This is a genomic window from Vibrio sp. DNB22_10_4, from assembly GCF_052879755.1.
The window spans coordinates 350,019-365,637 of the sequence record NZ_JBNNXW010000003.1 but is presented as its reverse complement, the minus strand read 5'-3'; the positions used below and the strand labels follow the sequence as shown (position 1 = coordinate 365,637).

16 protein-coding genes are annotated in these 15,619 nt (G+C 45.1%); 9 read left to right on the top strand and 7 right to left on the bottom strand.

All coding sequences use genetic code 11. The features are described from left to right. Positions 1-170: 170 nt before the first annotated feature. From ACVA6Q_RS12550 to ACVA6Q_RS12530, 5 genes are all read left to right on the top strand, one after another. Positions 171-1,352 carry an iron-containing alcohol dehydrogenase gene (locus tag ACVA6Q_RS12550; RefSeq protein WP_446647776.1) on the top strand — a complete coding sequence of 394 codons (1,182 nt, stop codon included), beginning with the start codon at positions 171-173 and terminating at the stop codon, positions 1,350-1,352. 93 nt (positions 1,353-1,445) lie between these two features. Then, entirely contained in the window at positions 1,446-1,850 is a 405-nt protein-coding gene (locus ACVA6Q_RS12545) for a hypothetical protein (RefSeq protein ID WP_418641545.1), read from the top strand. Positions 1,851-2,008: 158 nt separating this feature from the next. Next, positions 2,009-2,476, top strand: coding sequence for a hypothetical protein (locus ACVA6Q_RS12540; protein ID WP_446647729.1), 468 nt, complete (start codon positions 2,009-2,011; stop codon positions 2,474-2,476). A gap of 106 nt (positions 2,477-2,582) precedes the next feature. Continuing rightward, the gene (locus ACVA6Q_RS12535) at positions 2,583-2,984 is read left to right on the top strand and encodes a DUF4345 domain-containing protein (RefSeq protein WP_446647728.1); all 402 of its coding nucleotides are present in this window, start codon (positions 2,583-2,585) and stop codon (positions 2,982-2,984) included. An 18-nt stretch (positions 2,985-3,002) separates the two neighbouring features. Next, a complete protein-coding gene (locus ACVA6Q_RS12530) occupies positions 3,003-4,505 on the top strand; it encodes an arylsulfatase (RefSeq protein WP_446647727.1) in 1,503 nt (500 codons plus the stop codon). Between the two features lie 58 nt (positions 4,506-4,563). Here the strand turns inward: ACVA6Q_RS12530 and ACVA6Q_RS12525 are convergent, their stop codons facing one another. Continuing rightward, positions 4,564-5,139 carry a TetR/AcrR family transcriptional regulator gene (locus ACVA6Q_RS12525; protein ID WP_446647726.1) on the bottom strand — a complete coding sequence of 192 codons (576 nt, stop codon included), beginning with the start codon at positions 5,137-5,139 and terminating at the stop codon, positions 4,564-4,566. A gap of 164 nt (positions 5,140-5,303) precedes the next feature. Here ACVA6Q_RS12525 and ACVA6Q_RS12520 point away from each other — a divergent pair, with 164 nt between their 5' ends. From ACVA6Q_RS12520 to ACVA6Q_RS12505, 4 genes are all read left to right on the top strand, one after another. After that, a complete protein-coding gene (locus tag ACVA6Q_RS12520; RefSeq protein ID WP_446647725.1) occupies positions 5,304-6,545 on the top strand; it encodes a CinA family nicotinamide mononucleotide deamidase-related protein in 1,242 nt (413 codons plus the stop codon). A gap of 191 nt (positions 6,546-6,736) precedes the next feature. After that, on the top strand, positions 6,737-6,976 hold the full coding sequence (locus ACVA6Q_RS12515; protein ID WP_353498453.1) for a hypothetical protein: 240 nt from the start codon (positions 6,737-6,739) through the stop codon (positions 6,974-6,976). Between the two features lie 187 nt (positions 6,977-7,163). After that, positions 7,164-8,183, top strand: coding sequence for a DUF2804 domain-containing protein (locus tag ACVA6Q_RS12510; RefSeq protein WP_446647724.1), 1,020 nt, complete (start codon positions 7,164-7,166; stop codon positions 8,181-8,183). Between the two features lie 28 nt (positions 8,184-8,211). Continuing rightward, on the top strand, positions 8,212-9,084 hold the full coding sequence (locus ACVA6Q_RS12505; protein ID WP_446647723.1) for a sterol desaturase family protein: 873 nt from the start codon (positions 8,212-8,214) through the stop codon (positions 9,082-9,084). Positions 9,085-9,194: 110 nt separating this feature from the next. Here ACVA6Q_RS12505 and ACVA6Q_RS12500 read toward each other — a convergent pair whose 3' ends face one another. From ACVA6Q_RS12500 to ubiG, 6 genes are all read right to left on the bottom strand, one after another. After that, entirely contained in the window at positions 9,195-9,404 is a 210-nt protein-coding gene (locus tag ACVA6Q_RS12500) for a hypothetical protein (RefSeq protein ID WP_446647722.1), read from the bottom strand. A gap of 305 nt (positions 9,405-9,709) precedes the next feature. Beyond that, entirely contained in the window at positions 9,710-9,922 is a 213-nt protein-coding gene (gene cspE, locus ACVA6Q_RS12495; protein ID WP_353498457.1) for a transcription antiterminator/RNA stability regulator CspE, read from the bottom strand. A 277-nt stretch (positions 9,923-10,199) separates the two neighbouring features. Beyond that, positions 10,200-10,475 carry a class I ribonucleotide reductase maintenance protein YfaE gene (gene yfaE, locus ACVA6Q_RS12490; RefSeq protein WP_353498458.1) on the bottom strand — a complete coding sequence of 92 codons (276 nt, stop codon included), beginning with the start codon at positions 10,473-10,475 and terminating at the stop codon, positions 10,200-10,202. Further along, positions 10,475-11,608 carry a class Ia ribonucleoside-diphosphate reductase subunit beta gene (gene nrdB, locus ACVA6Q_RS12485; RefSeq protein ID WP_353498459.1) on the bottom strand — a complete coding sequence of 378 codons (1,134 nt, stop codon included), beginning with the start codon at positions 11,606-11,608 and terminating at the stop codon, positions 10,475-10,477. The genes yfaE and nrdB overlap by 1 nt, the downstream gene beginning before the upstream one ends. Positions 11,609-11,697: 89 nt before the next feature. Beyond that, positions 11,698-13,986, bottom strand: a complete 2,289-nt coding sequence (gene nrdA / locus ACVA6Q_RS12480) for a class 1a ribonucleoside-diphosphate reductase subunit alpha (RefSeq protein ID WP_353498460.1) — start codon at positions 13,984-13,986, stop codon at positions 11,698-11,700. 548 nt (positions 13,987-14,534) lie between these two features. After that, positions 14,535-15,245 carry a bifunctional 2-polyprenyl-6-hydroxyphenol methylase/3-demethylubiquinol 3-O-methyltransferase UbiG gene (gene ubiG / locus ACVA6Q_RS12475; RefSeq protein WP_446647721.1) on the bottom strand — a complete coding sequence of 237 codons (711 nt, stop codon included), beginning with the start codon at positions 15,243-15,245 and terminating at the stop codon, positions 14,535-14,537. Between the last annotated feature and the right edge of the window lie 374 nt (positions 15,246-15,619).

Sequence of the window (15,619 nt, the reverse complement as noted above, 5' to 3'; positions counted from 1 at the left end):
TAGACCGACCGGTTTGTTTTGTTTAATGTGTAATCACTTTCTGAGGAGAACTGACATGAAAACCGACGTTAAAGCTCACAACGTTAGCCAGCTGCTTGGCCCAGAAGACAATGAATTCAAACGTGCAGTGCTTGTTTCACTGTGCGCTTAATTACTGGTTTGGAGATGAAATTATGAACAATAACTTTATGTTTAATATGCGAACTGTGATCTTGTCTGGTGAAGACTCAATCAATGACATTCCTGCTCAACTAGCAGCGCGTGGTGCTCATCGAGTACTGCTATTGAGTGATATTGGATTAGAGACGGTTGGTCTAGTGAATAAGCTGATTGGCGTTTTCGAAAACAACATGCAAGTAGAGCTAGTCGGTGTCTATACCGACATTAAGGCTGAGGCGGGCTGTGATGACATAAACAAGGCCGTTCAGTACGCCAACAAAGTGAAAGCGGACAGTATTGTGGCGCTGGGAGGTGGCAGCGTGATTGATGCTTCTAAAGGTATCAAGTACTCGCTAGAGCACAAACTTGATGACATTCGTGAAGCTATCCGTGGTGGTGGACGTATTGATGTTGGATCACATGTGAAGCCCTTTACCATTACACACATCGGTGTACCAACAACAGCGGGAACCGGTGCTGAAGCCTCACCCATTGCCGTGTTTTTCAATGACGTTGAGCAAGTCAAAGCGAGCTTAGTCGTGTCTGGCCTTGAATGTGATCTTGCGGTACTAGACCCAAAACTTACCCTTGGCTTGCCTGTCCCGCTAACGGTGTCGACAGCGATGGATGCATTGACTCACGCCATTGAAGCGGCTTCATCTCCAATGAGTAATGCGTTTACCGATGCGTATGCAGTACAAGCGAGTCGCTTGATACTGGATAACCTGCCAATAGTGGTCTCTGATCCCAATAATATCAAGGCGAGAACGGAGCTACTTCAAGCAAGTACTATGGCTATTTCGGCGTTTTACTCCTCATTAGGCGGCATCCCTATTCACAACTGTGCGCACGCGTTTGGTGCGATCGCTCACATCCCTCATGGTGATGCGAACAGCGTGTTATTGCCAGCGGTGATCGAGGCTCTTCCGGAATTCTATCTGCCAAGTATTGATAAGCTCGCGAGTATTTTTGGACTGTCTCAAACGCTTACTGCAGAAGAAAAGCATCGCGAAGTCGTACTGTCCTTGCGCGCTTTCCAAGTACAAGTGAAGGCTCATCAAACCTTTAACAATTGGAGTTTGAATACAGATACGCAATCCGAGATAGCGCAAGGTATCGAGAAAGACATGAGCTTCCAGTTCTATGCGATTCCCAAGCACAAGATTGAGCAAATCTTGGCGGCAACCTGTTAACTCGAAATCAATACAGTACCAAGGATGGTTCTCTTACCTATGTCCTACAACCGTGCGCCTTTAACTAAGGCTTACACACCTTGGAGATTAACTATGTTTTTTACAAAATACGTCGAAAAAATGCTGCTTATCACAGGTATTGGTACTTCTGCAGCGTTAGCTTATGCTTTCTTCCCACAATGGGCTGTCAACAACATTGGTCAGTTGCCTTATCTCGAGCAAGATTTCATTTTCTATCAGCACTGGGGAATTATGGTCGGTATGATGGGCGTCATGATGATAGGTGCTGCCTTCAAGCCGCAATGGCGTCAAAGCATTATGCTTTACTCTGCGATTGAGAAGGGGTTTATGGTGAGTTTGCTGCTAACCAACCTAGGTAATCCACATATCAACGGCTTCATATTGGCAGGCGTTATGGATACTGTGGTGGTGCTTTGGACTTTGGGCTACTGGTGGGAGCAAAAAAGGGCAACAGACGTTTCCATAGCAATACGCTAGGAGGCTGAGATGGGCAACGTGAATCGTTACGCAACCCTGGATTGAATTATCTATGTGAAGGCTGGCAACAAATATTTCATCATATCGCCCTGATTATTAGGCATATACTTTCCATTAATGGGTTTGAAGTTTCTGCCAACCGCTAGAGTGAGATTGTGATGGAAAGTTACCTGCTACTGGGCTTAGCAATGGCATTACTCAGTATTTGGAAAACCTATTCTGGGCCAGCTTTGGCGGCATTTGTTGGGTTTAGCTATCCGGAAATGCTGCTGTTCAATGTACTCCCTGCATTGGTTGCAGGCTATTTTGGTTGGTTTGTGGGACGATATTCGTTGCTTCTATACTCGAGCAGAAACTTGCGACCTTTTCGGCCTAGGTTGCGCCGTTTTGTTAAGGCATGGAAGCGTTATGGCAACACCACTATGGCCATGCTGGCTCCGGTTTTGGTTGGCATCCCCCTCTATACATTGATCGCCAAACGTCTGCGTCAATCCTATTCCGCAACCTTTGTCCTTCTGGCTGCATCAATATTGTGGTGGAGTGGATTGAGCTACGGTTTGGTCAGCGCTTTTGAACTGGGTGAACAGCTAAACCTTCAAGGATTACTTGATAAAGTGAGTCTCTAATCTCAAACCCACTCTCGACACAATTTTATATAACCGATTGGAGTGCAGTTAGAAGTTTGATTTTCTGGATGTAACTTCTAGTCTTTTGTGAAAGAGGAGGCGACATATGACGAACGTACAAAAGTTTTTACTTCTCGCAGCGGCTGGCTTAACCCCAATAGCACTCTCTTATGGCTTGAAGCCTAACCTTTCATTGCCGTTTTTATTCGACATTGATGCTAGTGCAACCAATGTTAGCCACATATTTCGAGCGGTGATGGGACTGTACTTGGCTTTGGTAATTTATTGGTTAATGGGCGCATTCGGATCTCTGTTTTTGGCTCGGTCAGCGCTACAAAGTCTTGTTGTCTTTATGCTCGGGCTTGGCATTGGGAGAGTTTTCAGCATTGTTATCGATGGTATGCCGCATTGGCTACTCGTGGTGTATTTATTATTGGAAATTGGCTTTGGTTTAGTAGGCCTAATTCTTCTTAGAAGTAGCAAACAGGAAACACAGTACGCAGGATGAATGTATAAGGGAGGCAGGATGCATCGTCACATAATTAGATTTCTATTGGTCATATTCCTGGGGTTTACCGCGCTAGCAAATGCAGAGGATAAGCCGCCAAATATTTTTGTTATTTTTACTGATGATATTGGTATTTCAAACCTTAGTGCTTATCACCGTGGCGTGATGAGCAGTGAGACGCCAAATATTGATAGTATCGCTGAAAAGGGCATGCTACTTACCGATTATTATGCCCAGCCATCTTGTACCGCAGGGCGTTCGGCATTCATTACTGGGCAATTTCCTGTTAGAACCGGTATGCATACCGTGGGGCTTCCGGGCAGTCCAGTAGGGCTCAATCCTGATACACCTACACTACCAGAAATCCTCAAAACGCTCGGCTATACCACTGGCCAGTTTGGTAAAAATCACCTTGGCGATTTGGATGCGGTACTACCTACGATGAATGGTTTTGATGAGTATTGGGGATGGTTGTATCACCTAAACGCAATGGAGTACACCGAAGATCCAGACTGGCCTAAAGACGAAGCTTTTCAGAAGTTTGCTCCTAGAAATGTGATTCATGCGAAATCTGATGGTAAAGGTGGGCAAACCATCACTGATGATGGCCCATTAACCACAGATCGAATGCGAACCTTAGATGACGAAGTGAACAAACACGCCATCAACTTTATTGAGCGAGCCGTTAAAGATGATAAACCGTTCTTTACCTGGTACTGCCCCTCGAGAGGTCACGTATGGACTCACTTGTCACCAGAGTATGAAGCTATGCTTGGTCAAAACGGCTGGGGACTTCAAGAAGTGGTGATGAAAGACCTTGATGATCATGTAGGGGAAATGCTGGCCAAACTTGAGGAGTTGGGTGTCGCTGACAATACCATAGTGATCTTTACCGCGGATAATGGACCTGAGATTATGACTTGGCCGGATGGCGGCATGACACCATTTCATGGTGAAAAAGGGTCAACTTGGGAAGGTGGGGTGAGAGCGCCATTGCTTGTGAGTTGGCCAGGAAAAATTCCAGCTGGAAAAGTTCACAATGGTATGTTTGACGGTATGGACTGGTTGCCAACGCTCGTTGACGCTGCTGGTGGGCCGAGTGATCTTAAAGAGCAGATGTTGACGGGGTATGAGGGTTACAAAGCTCACTTAGACGGTTACAACCAAATGTCGATGCTAACAGAGCAAGGATCTTCAAACCGTAAAGAGATCATCTACTATGAGCGCGATAGGTTGCAAGCGGTGCGAGTAGGTGATTGGAAAGCGCACTTTATCGTTCAAAACCATGGTTGGAGCGGTCCAAAAGAAGAGCTTAATGCGCCACTGCTGTTTAATCTTCGCCGAGATCCTTACGAGCGAGCTGCGGAAGAGTCGGGTATGTACATCAACTGGATGGGTAAAAAAATGTGGGCATTTGGGCCTGCTCAAGCTGCGGTTAAGCAGCACTTAGAGACCTTTAAAGAGTGGCCGCCACTTACATTTGAGCCTGAGGCCGTCGATGCATCAGGTATAGGACGTTAAATGACAAAGGGCTGGAAACAGCCCTTTCTTATAGAGATTTGATGGTGCTTAGGAATAGCTATTTACTACCGACTAACTGCGCAGTTTCACGCATCGCCTGTTCTAGATGCGATCGGTCTTTTTGGATTGCACAAAGTAAGGTTGCGCCTAACCATTTAGCATACAGTGAACGGGACGCCTCATAGGGCTCAGGGACTGACATGACACCTAGCGAATTACCTTCGGTAAAGTAATCAGCCATACGATTAATCACTTTCTCTGCGCCTTTGTCGAGCTCAGATTGCATGCTTGATGATGTCCCAGCTATTTCACCAGAGAGTTTTACCACTAAGCACTTGACCTGAAACTCGCCCGTCACTTTAGAGTCGGACCAGAATTCGAAGTATTTTAAAACTCGCTCTGCAAACGGCACACTTTCATCACTAAGGTATGAGATCACAGTTGTGAGATGATCCTCGAAGTAGTCTTCTAGTAATTGGCGTCCGAAGTCTTCTTTCGATTTGAAGTGATGATAGAACGAGCCTTTGGTTGCATTGGCTTGTTGGATTATCTTCATGATGCCAATACCAGCGAATCCATGCTCACTGATAAGCTCAAAACCAGCATCAAGTAGTGTCTGTTTTAGATCTGCCATGTATCACTTCCCATACGAGTTGATTCAATATTATAACGATGCCCATACCGACCGTACAGTATGGTTAGGTTAATGTTCTGCTAATCCAATGATTTGCTTGGTCAACGCTATTGCTATTTCCTTTACTCATGTCATTCTTAAAGAAAAACAAATAAGGAGAGATCATGCCTAAAATAGCGATGCTGAGTACTGGAGAAGAGGTGCTTTATGGTGACATTGTGGATACCAACGCCGCTTGGCTCAGTCGTGTCTTTTATGAGCATGGGTTTTCTATGTATAAACGCTCGACGGTCGGCGATCAACGAGCGTCTTTGCTGCAAGAACTGGTGATGTTGAGTCTTAACCTTGATGTGGTGATTGTTAATGGCGGTTTAGGTCCTACATCGGATGACTTGAGTGCAGAGGTAGCAGCGGAAGCAGCGGATGAGCCTTTGGTATTGAATCAAGGGTGGCTAGCTAACTTAAAATCCTTCTATGCAAAACGCGGTAAACTGATGCCTGAGAGCAACATCAAACAAGCGATGTTGCCTGCGAATGCTACAGTAGTGGATAACCCAATCGGTACCGCGTGTGGCTTCAAAATGATGATTAACGATTGTCTGTTTTATTTCACGCCCGGTGTGCCGAGCGAGTTTAAGAAGATGGCAATCGAACAAATCATCCCAGATCTTACAACTCTGTTCCCATCTCAACAGGGACGAGTATGTCGTCGTGTTTATACGTTTGGTCTTTCTGAATCTGGTATTGCTGACACGCTATCTAATATTCAGCTCCCTGCCGATTATGAGCTTGGCTATCGCTCGTATTTACCGTTTATCGAAGTGAAGCTTTTTGGACCGTCGGATGATTTGGAAACAGGGGCTCGTGTGCTTTCTATGATAGAGAAACTTCTGCACAGCAATGTGGTCAGCGTTGATGAACCTATGTTGGAGCGTATCGGTCATCTGGTTGATTTTCACAAGCCGACAATAGCCATCTCTGAGCATTCCACTAAGGGATACTTGGCATCTTGGCTACAAGATGAGGAGCTGATATCTAAATATTGCGGTGCTACATGGATCTTGGGCTCAAAAACGACTTCACCGTTAGATCGTGATAGTGAACAGCTGGGAGCAACGTTGGCGCTTGCTGGAGCGACCAAAGGGAACTGCTCGGCCGATATCGCCATCTCGACTGGTAAACTAGAGAACGAGCAGTTCTCTGTTGCGATCTCAACACCAAAAGGAGAGTGGGGGCAGACACTCAAACTCCAAAGAAGCTATAACCAAAAGAGTGTCAAAACCGTGATCAGTACGGTAGCTGGCGACATGCTACGTCGATACCTAGACAATCAACCGATGTTTCCTGACTATGGGTTCTTGACTAGAACTCAAGATATATTCCTGCCGCTTGATAAGTTATCTTGATTCATCGATACTGAAATGCGATTGGTTGAATATGCTATTTAGTTATTTATATATGAAAATTGGATCTAGCTCACAATAAACTGATCTCTAAAGGGAATTTCAAATTCTCATTTTTGAGAGTAGCTGTTTTTCTCCAATTGATTAGAATCAATGTTCACCCTAAATATAGTGGTGTGCAGGAGGGGGGAGATATGATCCAACAATCTAAAATAAGAGTGTTTTATCAAGTAGCTAATGAGCAAATCATGCTTGGTGAAGCGTTCAGTAAAAAGTATGGTGATATAGCAGCTATGTGGTTGAAGGCTCCTATGGAAGAAATCCTGTCCGACGATGGTTTCCGAATCTCGCTTTATGACGATGGTGGTCGTCATGTCGCCGATAAGAGCGTATCTATGGGTACCGCCGATTCAATTTTGTCGACAGTCGATTAAAAAAATTCATTCCTTTTGGGCTGACCTGTGCGTCAGCCCTTTCTTTTTGTGCCACATTATTCACGTTGTTCTTAACGAATTTTATTGAAACTGTGATCGCTTTGGTGCTTTTGCTCTAACGCTCGTCTAGAACATAGAATTTGACTCATACTTGTACAATCTATCACCACACTATAGGTGTTCGAGTATGGAACTCTCGTCAATTCAGCAAATTAAAACCTTAATCGATGAGACTGGGCGCCCATTGCAGGGATATCTCACTTCAATACCAGAGCAGCTGGACGTCGAGAGTTTTCGCTATTTCTCTACCATGGACAAACAGCGCAGTTCGGTCGCTAAGTATTTCCACTACAAACAATTCCAGTTCATTAGCGTGTTTACGCCAGATTATGTCATTGGGTTTGCCATTGCTGATATACGTTATGTAGGCAACAGCTTCTGTTATCTCTATGACATCAAGCGAGATGAGTTGCTTGAACAAAGTTGGCTTCGGCCTTTGGGGCTCGGCTACACGATGACGCCGTCGCCTTGGCAAGGGAAAGCCGTATTTAACGGTGGTGCTCTCGCTTTGCAAATCGAAGAAGGTGTTTGGAGTGTAGTCGTTAAGTCTAAGCATTTCTCTATGGACATCACTCTGACGCCGCCCAGTCATGACAGTGCTCCAATCATGGTGTGCTCACCGACTGGTTACTCAGGCTGGACCTATACTCAGAAGCACAATGCGCTGGATGTCTCTGGCAGTTTGAGTGTAGCTGGCAGTTCAGTGTCGCTGAGCAATGCGCGGGCTGGCTATGACTTTTCTGCGGGGTTTATGCGCCGTGAGACAAGTTGGCGTTGGGCGAGTATCAGCGCAGATTCTAACGGAACCCGAATAGGGTTAAACCTCGCGGCAGGCGTGAATGAAACTGGAGTGAACGAAAATGCCTTATGGATAGATGGGCAAAGAATACTTCTTCCTGCTGTACTGTTTGAATTTGACCGTCAAAATCCAGATTCTGCCTGGCGAATTTATGATTCTAATGGACAGATTGACCTTCGCTTTAGCCCCAAGACTGTGCGTAAGGAGCAACTCAATCTGTGGTTACTTAAAAGCAACTTTCGCCAATTTATAGGTATGTTTTCTGGAACGATTTCATTATCAACCGAAAAGACCTATCAGATCGAGAACGTATTGGGTCTGACGGAAGATCATCACGCCAAATGGTAAACGTTGACCCGAGAGAGTAGAAAAAAGGATGAGTATGGAAACCCTCGCCGACAAACCTGAATTGTTATTAATAGCTCTAGCACCCATTTTTATTCTCATGATGGGGCTGGAGTATTGGTTTGGGCAAAGAAGCGACAAACTACCAGCATCAGCGCGATACACTGTTAAAGAGTTAGTCTGCAATTTTTCTCTAGCGGGACTACATCAACTGTCTGACTTATTGGCGGGTTTGTTCATCGCTAAGCTTTATTTGCTTGTGTTTGGGTGGAAACTATTTGATATAGAAATGTCGCTTACGATGTTCCTGTTACTCATGGTGCTACAAGATTTCTTTTACTACTGGTTTCACCGCGCCAGTCATCGAGTGCGTTGGATGTGGGCGGCTCATGTCGTTCATCATAGCTCAGAGAACATGAATTTCAGCACCGCGTTTCGCCAAAGCTTAATGTATCCGCTGGCTGGCATGTGGTTATTTTGGATGCCCCTCATCATTATTGGCTTCGAACCTAAATGGGTAGTGTTCGTGGTTTTGCTTAACTTGGGGCTTCAATTCTTTGTACATACCCAGTGGATTCGTAAACTTGGCCCTTTAGAATGGGTGTTTAACACGCCCTCCCATCACCGAGTACATCATGGGGTCAATGCTCAGTATATCGATAAGAATTATGCTGGCATATTAATTGTTTGGGATCGTATTTTTGGGACGTTTGAACCAGAAGTTGAAGAGGTTCGATATGGTATCAGTAAGCCGGTGAATAGTTTTAACCCTTTTGTTGTTACGTTTCGTGAATGGAATGAAATAGTGAGAGCACTGTCTCGAAGAGACATGAGCTTCAAGCAAAAAATGACGATTGTCTTATCGCCACCAACAGACAGTGATGTGGGGAAAAGAGTCAAGTAAGGTTTGAATCTCACTATAGAAGTCGGCTCAACGAGGGCACCTTCTAACGGTACGAGTTGGCTATAGTGAATTCACATGAAAAGCTTAAAGATTCTGGGGCGAGGAATGCGCTAGGTTAACAGGGAAAAGTGACCAATAATCTGTTCATGCCGGTCTGTGATCACTCCACATTGGGTAAGTTCACAGTAGCTGAAGTCTATATGTAAGTCTTTGGTTTTCGCTTTACTTAGAAAGTGTCTAAGTAAGATATCGCTATTGAGTTGATGTGTTTCGGTTTCCCAAGTGTGGTTATCGATGGTGGATTTGAATACTATTTTCATGAATCTCCGATTTTAAATCTCTGGTATGTTTGCTTGCTTCACGATTTTGATAAAACCAGAAGCGCTTTCTGCCGATGGAACGAGACATAATTTGCCTTATTAGTTGGTTTGAATATAGGTGTAGTGCACTCAGTGTTATAGATTAACTCAGTGGGCTTGCTTGTTGAAAAATGTGTAGCGAGAACTTAGAGAGGTTGGGCTGTGCTAGAAGATTTCGAGAGGCTTGCAGTACGGGAGCGATTAATTACTGAGCGGTAAGCAAACAAGTGGAACAGTCAGCAACCGCTCCACTTGTTTTTGAACTATTACAGAGCTACAACGTTTGCAGCTTGCAGGCCTTTTTGGCCTTGTTCTACTTCAAAAGACACTTTTTGGCCTTCTGTAAGTGTTTTGAAGCCTTCAGATGCGATAGCACGGAAGTGAACGAATACGTCTGCACCGCCGTCGTCTTGAGATAGGAAGCCAAAACCTTTCTCTTCGTTAAACCATTTTACTACGCCGTTTACTTTGTTAGACATGATGTGTCCCTTATTACTTAAAAAATTGATGCAAAATTGCATGAACTGCTGGGTTTAGACTTATTAAATACATCGATGAAGCATAGGGAAACACTGAGGATTACAACAATAACGAAGAGATTCTGAGAGTTTTACTTTTACAACTGAAGATTTCACTTAATACCGCTAAACAGCAGAAGGGCGCAGTATGGGGCTTACTTCACCGGATGTAAAGGAATAATTTGTAGTTAAAAGTAAAAAGCGGCTCGATTGAGCCGCTTTTATGAGAGGTGCTGAACTAAGCACGCTTCTTTATTTGATGCGCTATATTGTCGAGCTGAATGTCAGTTTTCGCACGACAAATACACGGCAAAATCTCGTTTGCCTGTGTGTAAGCCATCGCAAACCCTACGTACTCCACTTCGCCAGAGACCAATGTGCAGCGACAGGCACCGCAGTGACCATCTCGGCAGTTATACTCTGGTTCTAACCCAGCTTGTTCCATTGTCTCTAGGACGGTGTTGGAAGGGTTAGACTCGATCGTGGTGATAGAGTTTATCTTGATGGTTGGCATTAAAGTTCGAAGCCCTCAAAGTCGTCTGCGCTTACTTCGTTGTCGATTTGACCGACAAGGTAAGAGCTGATTTCTGCTTCTTGCGGCGCAACCTGTACGTTATCAGAAGACAGCCAAGCATTGATCCAAGGAATTGGGTTCGATGTTGCTTCTGGGTAAGCGGCACCAAGACCAACGGCCTGCATACGAACGTTGGTGATATATTCAACGTATTGGCATAGGATGTCTTTGTTTAGACCAATCATAGAGCCGTCTTTGAACAGGTATTCTGCCCACTCTTTCTCTTGCTCTGCCGCCTCTTTGAATAGGTCGAAACAGTCTTGCTTGCATTCTTCAGCGATTTGCATGAATGAGAAATCGTCTTGACCGTTGCGAAGCAGGTTAATCATGTGCTGAGTACCGGTTAGGTGCAGCGCTTCATCGCGAGCAATAAGCTTGATGATTTTCGCGTTACCTTCCATCAGCTCACGCTCTGCAAATGCGAACGAGCAAGCGAAACTCACGTAGAAACGAATCGCTTCTAGTGCGTTCACTGACATCAGGCATAGGTACAGCTTCTTCTTCAGGTCGTACAAGTTAACTTTAACTTCTTCGCCTTTGATGTTGTGCGTACCTTCACCGAAACGGTGGTAGTCGTTTGTCGCTTGAATCAAGTCATCGTAGTAGTGTGCGATGTCTTTCGCACGCTTTAGGATGTGCTCGTTTTCAACGATATCGTCAAAAACCACACCTGGATCGTTAACGATGTTACGGATGATGTGCGTGTATGAACGAGAGTGGATAGTCTCAGAGAACGACCATGTCTCGATCCATGTTTCTAGCTCAGGCAGTGACACAAGCGGTAGCAAAGCAACGTTAGGGCTACGACCTTGAATCGAGTCTAGAAGCGTTTGGTACTTCAGGTTACTGATGAAGATGTGCTTTTCATGCTCTGGAAGCTTGTTGTAGTCGATGCGGTCGCTTGAAACGTCCACTTCTTCTGGACGCCAGAAGAACGAAAGCTGCTTTTCGATCAGCTTTTCAAAAATTTCGAATTTTTGTTGGTCGTAACGCGCAACGTTGACTGGTTGACCCAGGAACATAGGTTCTTTAAGCGCGTTATTTTTAGTTTGGGTAAAAGTACTGTAAGCCATGATGCTGCAATCCTTTTTAAGCCCTTCCTTCACAAGGAAGGGCAGAGAAATCTAATCTTAAATGCTGTATTGAATGTGTGCTTAGCACATTAGATCTTACAGCCACCGCCTGCACAATCGTCGTCTTGCTCAACAACTGCTGCTTTGTCGTTCTGGTCGTCTTTCGCGCCGTCACGAGTATTATGGTAGTAAAGTGTCTTTACACCAAACTTATACGCAGTTAGCAGGTCTTGAAGCAGTTTCTTCATTGGCACTTTGCCACTATCGTAGACGCTAGGGTCGTAGTTAGTGTTGGCAGAGATAGCTTGGTCAACAAACTTCTGCATGATACCGACAAGGTGCAAGTAACCATCGTTACCACCGATGTTCCACAGTAGCTCATAGTTCTCTTTTAGGTTGGCAAAATCTGGCACAACCTGCTTCAGGATACCGTCTTTCGACGCTTTCACTGATACGTAACCACGTGGTGGCTCAATACCGTTGGTTGCGTTAGAGATCTGCGAAGAGGTCTCTGAAGGCATTAGCGCAGTCAGTGTTGAGTTACGTAGACCGAACTCCATGATTTCTGCACGTAGCTCATCCCAATCGTAATGAAGTGCTTCGTCACACACGAGATCAATGTCTTTCTTGTACGTGTCGATTGGCATCAAGCCTTTCGCGTAGTTTGTCTCGTGGAACGATGGGCAGCGACCTTGCTCTTTTGCAAGCTCGACAGACGCTTTCAGTAGGTGGTACTGAATCGCTTCGAACGTGCGGTGAGTGAGGTTGTTTGCGGAACCATCCGAGTACTTAACACCATTTTTCGCCAGGTAGTAAGCGTAGTTAATCACACCAACACCCAGAGTACGGCGGTTCATGGTTGAACGGTATGCCGCTGGTAGTGGGTAGTCTTGGTAATCGAGCAGTGCATCAAGTGCACGAACCACTAGGTCAGACAGATCTTTCAGATCGTCAAGCTCGTTAATCGCACCCAAGTTGAATGCAGATAGCGTACATAGCGCAATCTCACCTGATTCGTCTTCCACGTTTTTCAGTGGCTTAGTTGGCAGTGCAATCTCAAGACATAGGTTAGATTGACGAACTGGTGCAACCTTCGAGTCAAACGGGCTGTGAGTGTTACAGTGGTCGACGTTTTGGATGTAGATACGACCGGTAGATGCACGCTCTTGCATTAGTAGCGAGAATAGCTCGACCGCTTTCACCGTCTCTTTCTTAATTGACGGATCGTTCTCGTACTTAACGTATAGACGCTCGAACTCATCTTGGTCTTCGAAGAATGCGTCGTAAAGACCAGGAACGTCTGATGGCGAGAACAGCGTAATGTTGCCGCCTTGAACAAGACGTGCGTACATCAGTTTGTTCAACTGAACACCGTAGTCCATGTGACGTACACGGTTCTCTTCAACACCACGGTTGTTCTTAAGAACCATTAGTGATTGTACTTCGCCGTGCCACATAGGGTAGAACACCGTCGCCGCACCGCCACGCACACCACCTTGAGAACAGCACTTAACCGCTGTTTGGAAGTATTTGTAGAATGGGATACAGCCAGTGTGGAACGCTTCGCCGCCGCGGATTTCAGAACCCAAAGCACGAATACGACCCGCGTTGATACCGATACCTGCGCGTTGTGATACGTAGCGTACGATAGAGCTTGCCGTCGCGTTAATCGAATCTAGGCTGTCACCACACTCAATCAGAACACAAGAGCTGAACTGACGAGTAGGGGTACGTACACCAGACATAATTGGTGTAGGTAGAGAAATTTTAAATGTCGATGTTGCATCATAAAAACGCTTGATGTAGTCAAGACGCGTCTCTTTTGGATACTTGCCAAATAGACAAGCCGCAACAAGGATGTATAGGAACTGTGCACTTTCGTAGATTTGACCGCTTACACGGTTCTGTACGAAGTACTTACCTTCCAGCTGTTTAACCGCAGCGTAAGAGAAGTCGTGATCGCGAGTGTGGTCGATGTAATCGTCCAGCTCTTCAAGCTCAGCTTTCGTGTAGTCTTCAAGCAGGTGCGCGTCATACTTACCCATTTCAACCATTTTCGACACATGGTCGAACAGCGCTGGTGGCTCATACTGACCGTACGCTTTTTTACGTAGGTGGAAGATAGCCAAGCGAGCTGCTAGGTATTGGTAGTCTGGTGCGTCTTCAGAGATAAGGTCTGCTGCAGACTTGATGATAGTTTCATGGATGTCAGACGTTGTAATGCCATCGTAAAACTGGATGTGAGCCTTAAGTTCCACCTGCGACACAGAAACGTTGTCTAGGCCTTCGGCAGCCCATGCGATAACGCGGTGGATTTTTTCGAGATCAATACTTTCTTTGCGGCCATTACGTTTAGTAACGGAAAGTTGCTGGTTCATTCTGAGGTGTTCCCTAACAAAACAATATGAAACCTCGCTTTTATGAAATTTTGTTGAGTCTTAGCGAAGGCTTCGTGATCAATGTCACCCTATGAAAATTGGCTTCCAACACAAGATATAGGGGTCATTTGGTTTACGGGTTACAAGATAGTGCTATATAGCGAGATTTTCAAGTTCGGCGATTTGAGGAAACTGTGGATAACTAGGGGAAAGAAAAAAATACGTTAGTGGATACTTACCATGGAAGTTAGACCCGTATTAGTTGTACAAAAACACGTGCTAGCAGATCGGTTTCGTTTTAAACAATGCGAAAAAAAATTCCTTGATCTTTGGCAAGTTTTGGCTGTTATTGATGAGGAGGTTAAAAGTGCGATTTCAGTACACAAAACCGACGAAAGTGTCTTGTTTTTGTAAACAAATTGTGGCCGCTCGTTAACGTGATTTGTAGCACTAATTTGGCGTGCAATTTCCGCTCGCCAAATTGGTGCTGGTACTAGATATTGTGTTTGATTAGTTCGTGTCTATGACCAACTAATACACTGCAGCCTTTAGAGAGACTTTTCAGTGTAGACGATGTAGTTAACGTCTACACGTTTACCTAACTTGTAGCTATCCGTTAGCGGATTGTAGGAGAGGCCGGTGATGCCTTTTTCAATCAGCTCGGTGGCATCAATCATCTTAATAAGCTCAGAAGGCTTGATGAACTTGTCATGGCTATGAGTGCCGTCTGGAACAATTTTAAGTAGCTTCTCAGCACCAACAATGGCAAACAAGTAGGATTGTAGGTTGCGGTTAAGGGTAGAGAAGAACACTTGACCACCAGGCTTGACGAGTTTGGCACAAGAAGCAATAACGGATGCTGGATCTGGAACATGCTCAAGCATTTCCATACAGGTCACTACGTCGTATTTACCCGCGTTTTCGGCAACATGCTCTTCAACCGTGCTTTGAACGTAGACGAGCTTAGTGCCAGTCTCTAGGGCATGTAAGCGCGCGACTTCCAGTGGCTCCTTGCCCATATCCAGGCCAGTGACATTAGCACCTTGCTTGGCCATGCTCTCTGCCAAGATACCGCCACCACAACCCACATCGAGTACGGTTTTGCCGAAAAGGCCATTGGCTTTTTCTAACACATAGTTAAGGCGCAGTGGGTTGATTTGATGCAGAGGTTTAAACTCGCCCTCTAGGTCCCACCAACGGCTTGCCATCTCTTCAAATTTTCTGATTTCGTCTAGATCGACGTTTTGTTGCTTATCCATCTGTGCCAATTCTCTGTTCCGACAATTCTGTGTTCCGATTAACTTTAGCTCCGTTCATGCGTAGTTCTGTTCAAACGTAGCTCCGGCCATTTTTCACACCGGTATGGCGCGGAAGTATACCGCAATTTCAATTGGGAAAACCTACCCAGTGAGCATAATTGGCGCATTTGTGGCTTGCGGCCTACTTAGCTCGAACATTTTGAGTGTTTTTTCGCCATTTTTCAGAGCCATAGATTCAAAATGTGCAAATTGTGGACGTTTGAATCACAACCAAGGTCACAACATAATAAAAGGGAAGGGAAAGTGATGCCGAACCCACTATTCTTGTGTTATATTTTGTCACCTTATACGTATCAATATACGATCAAAATATA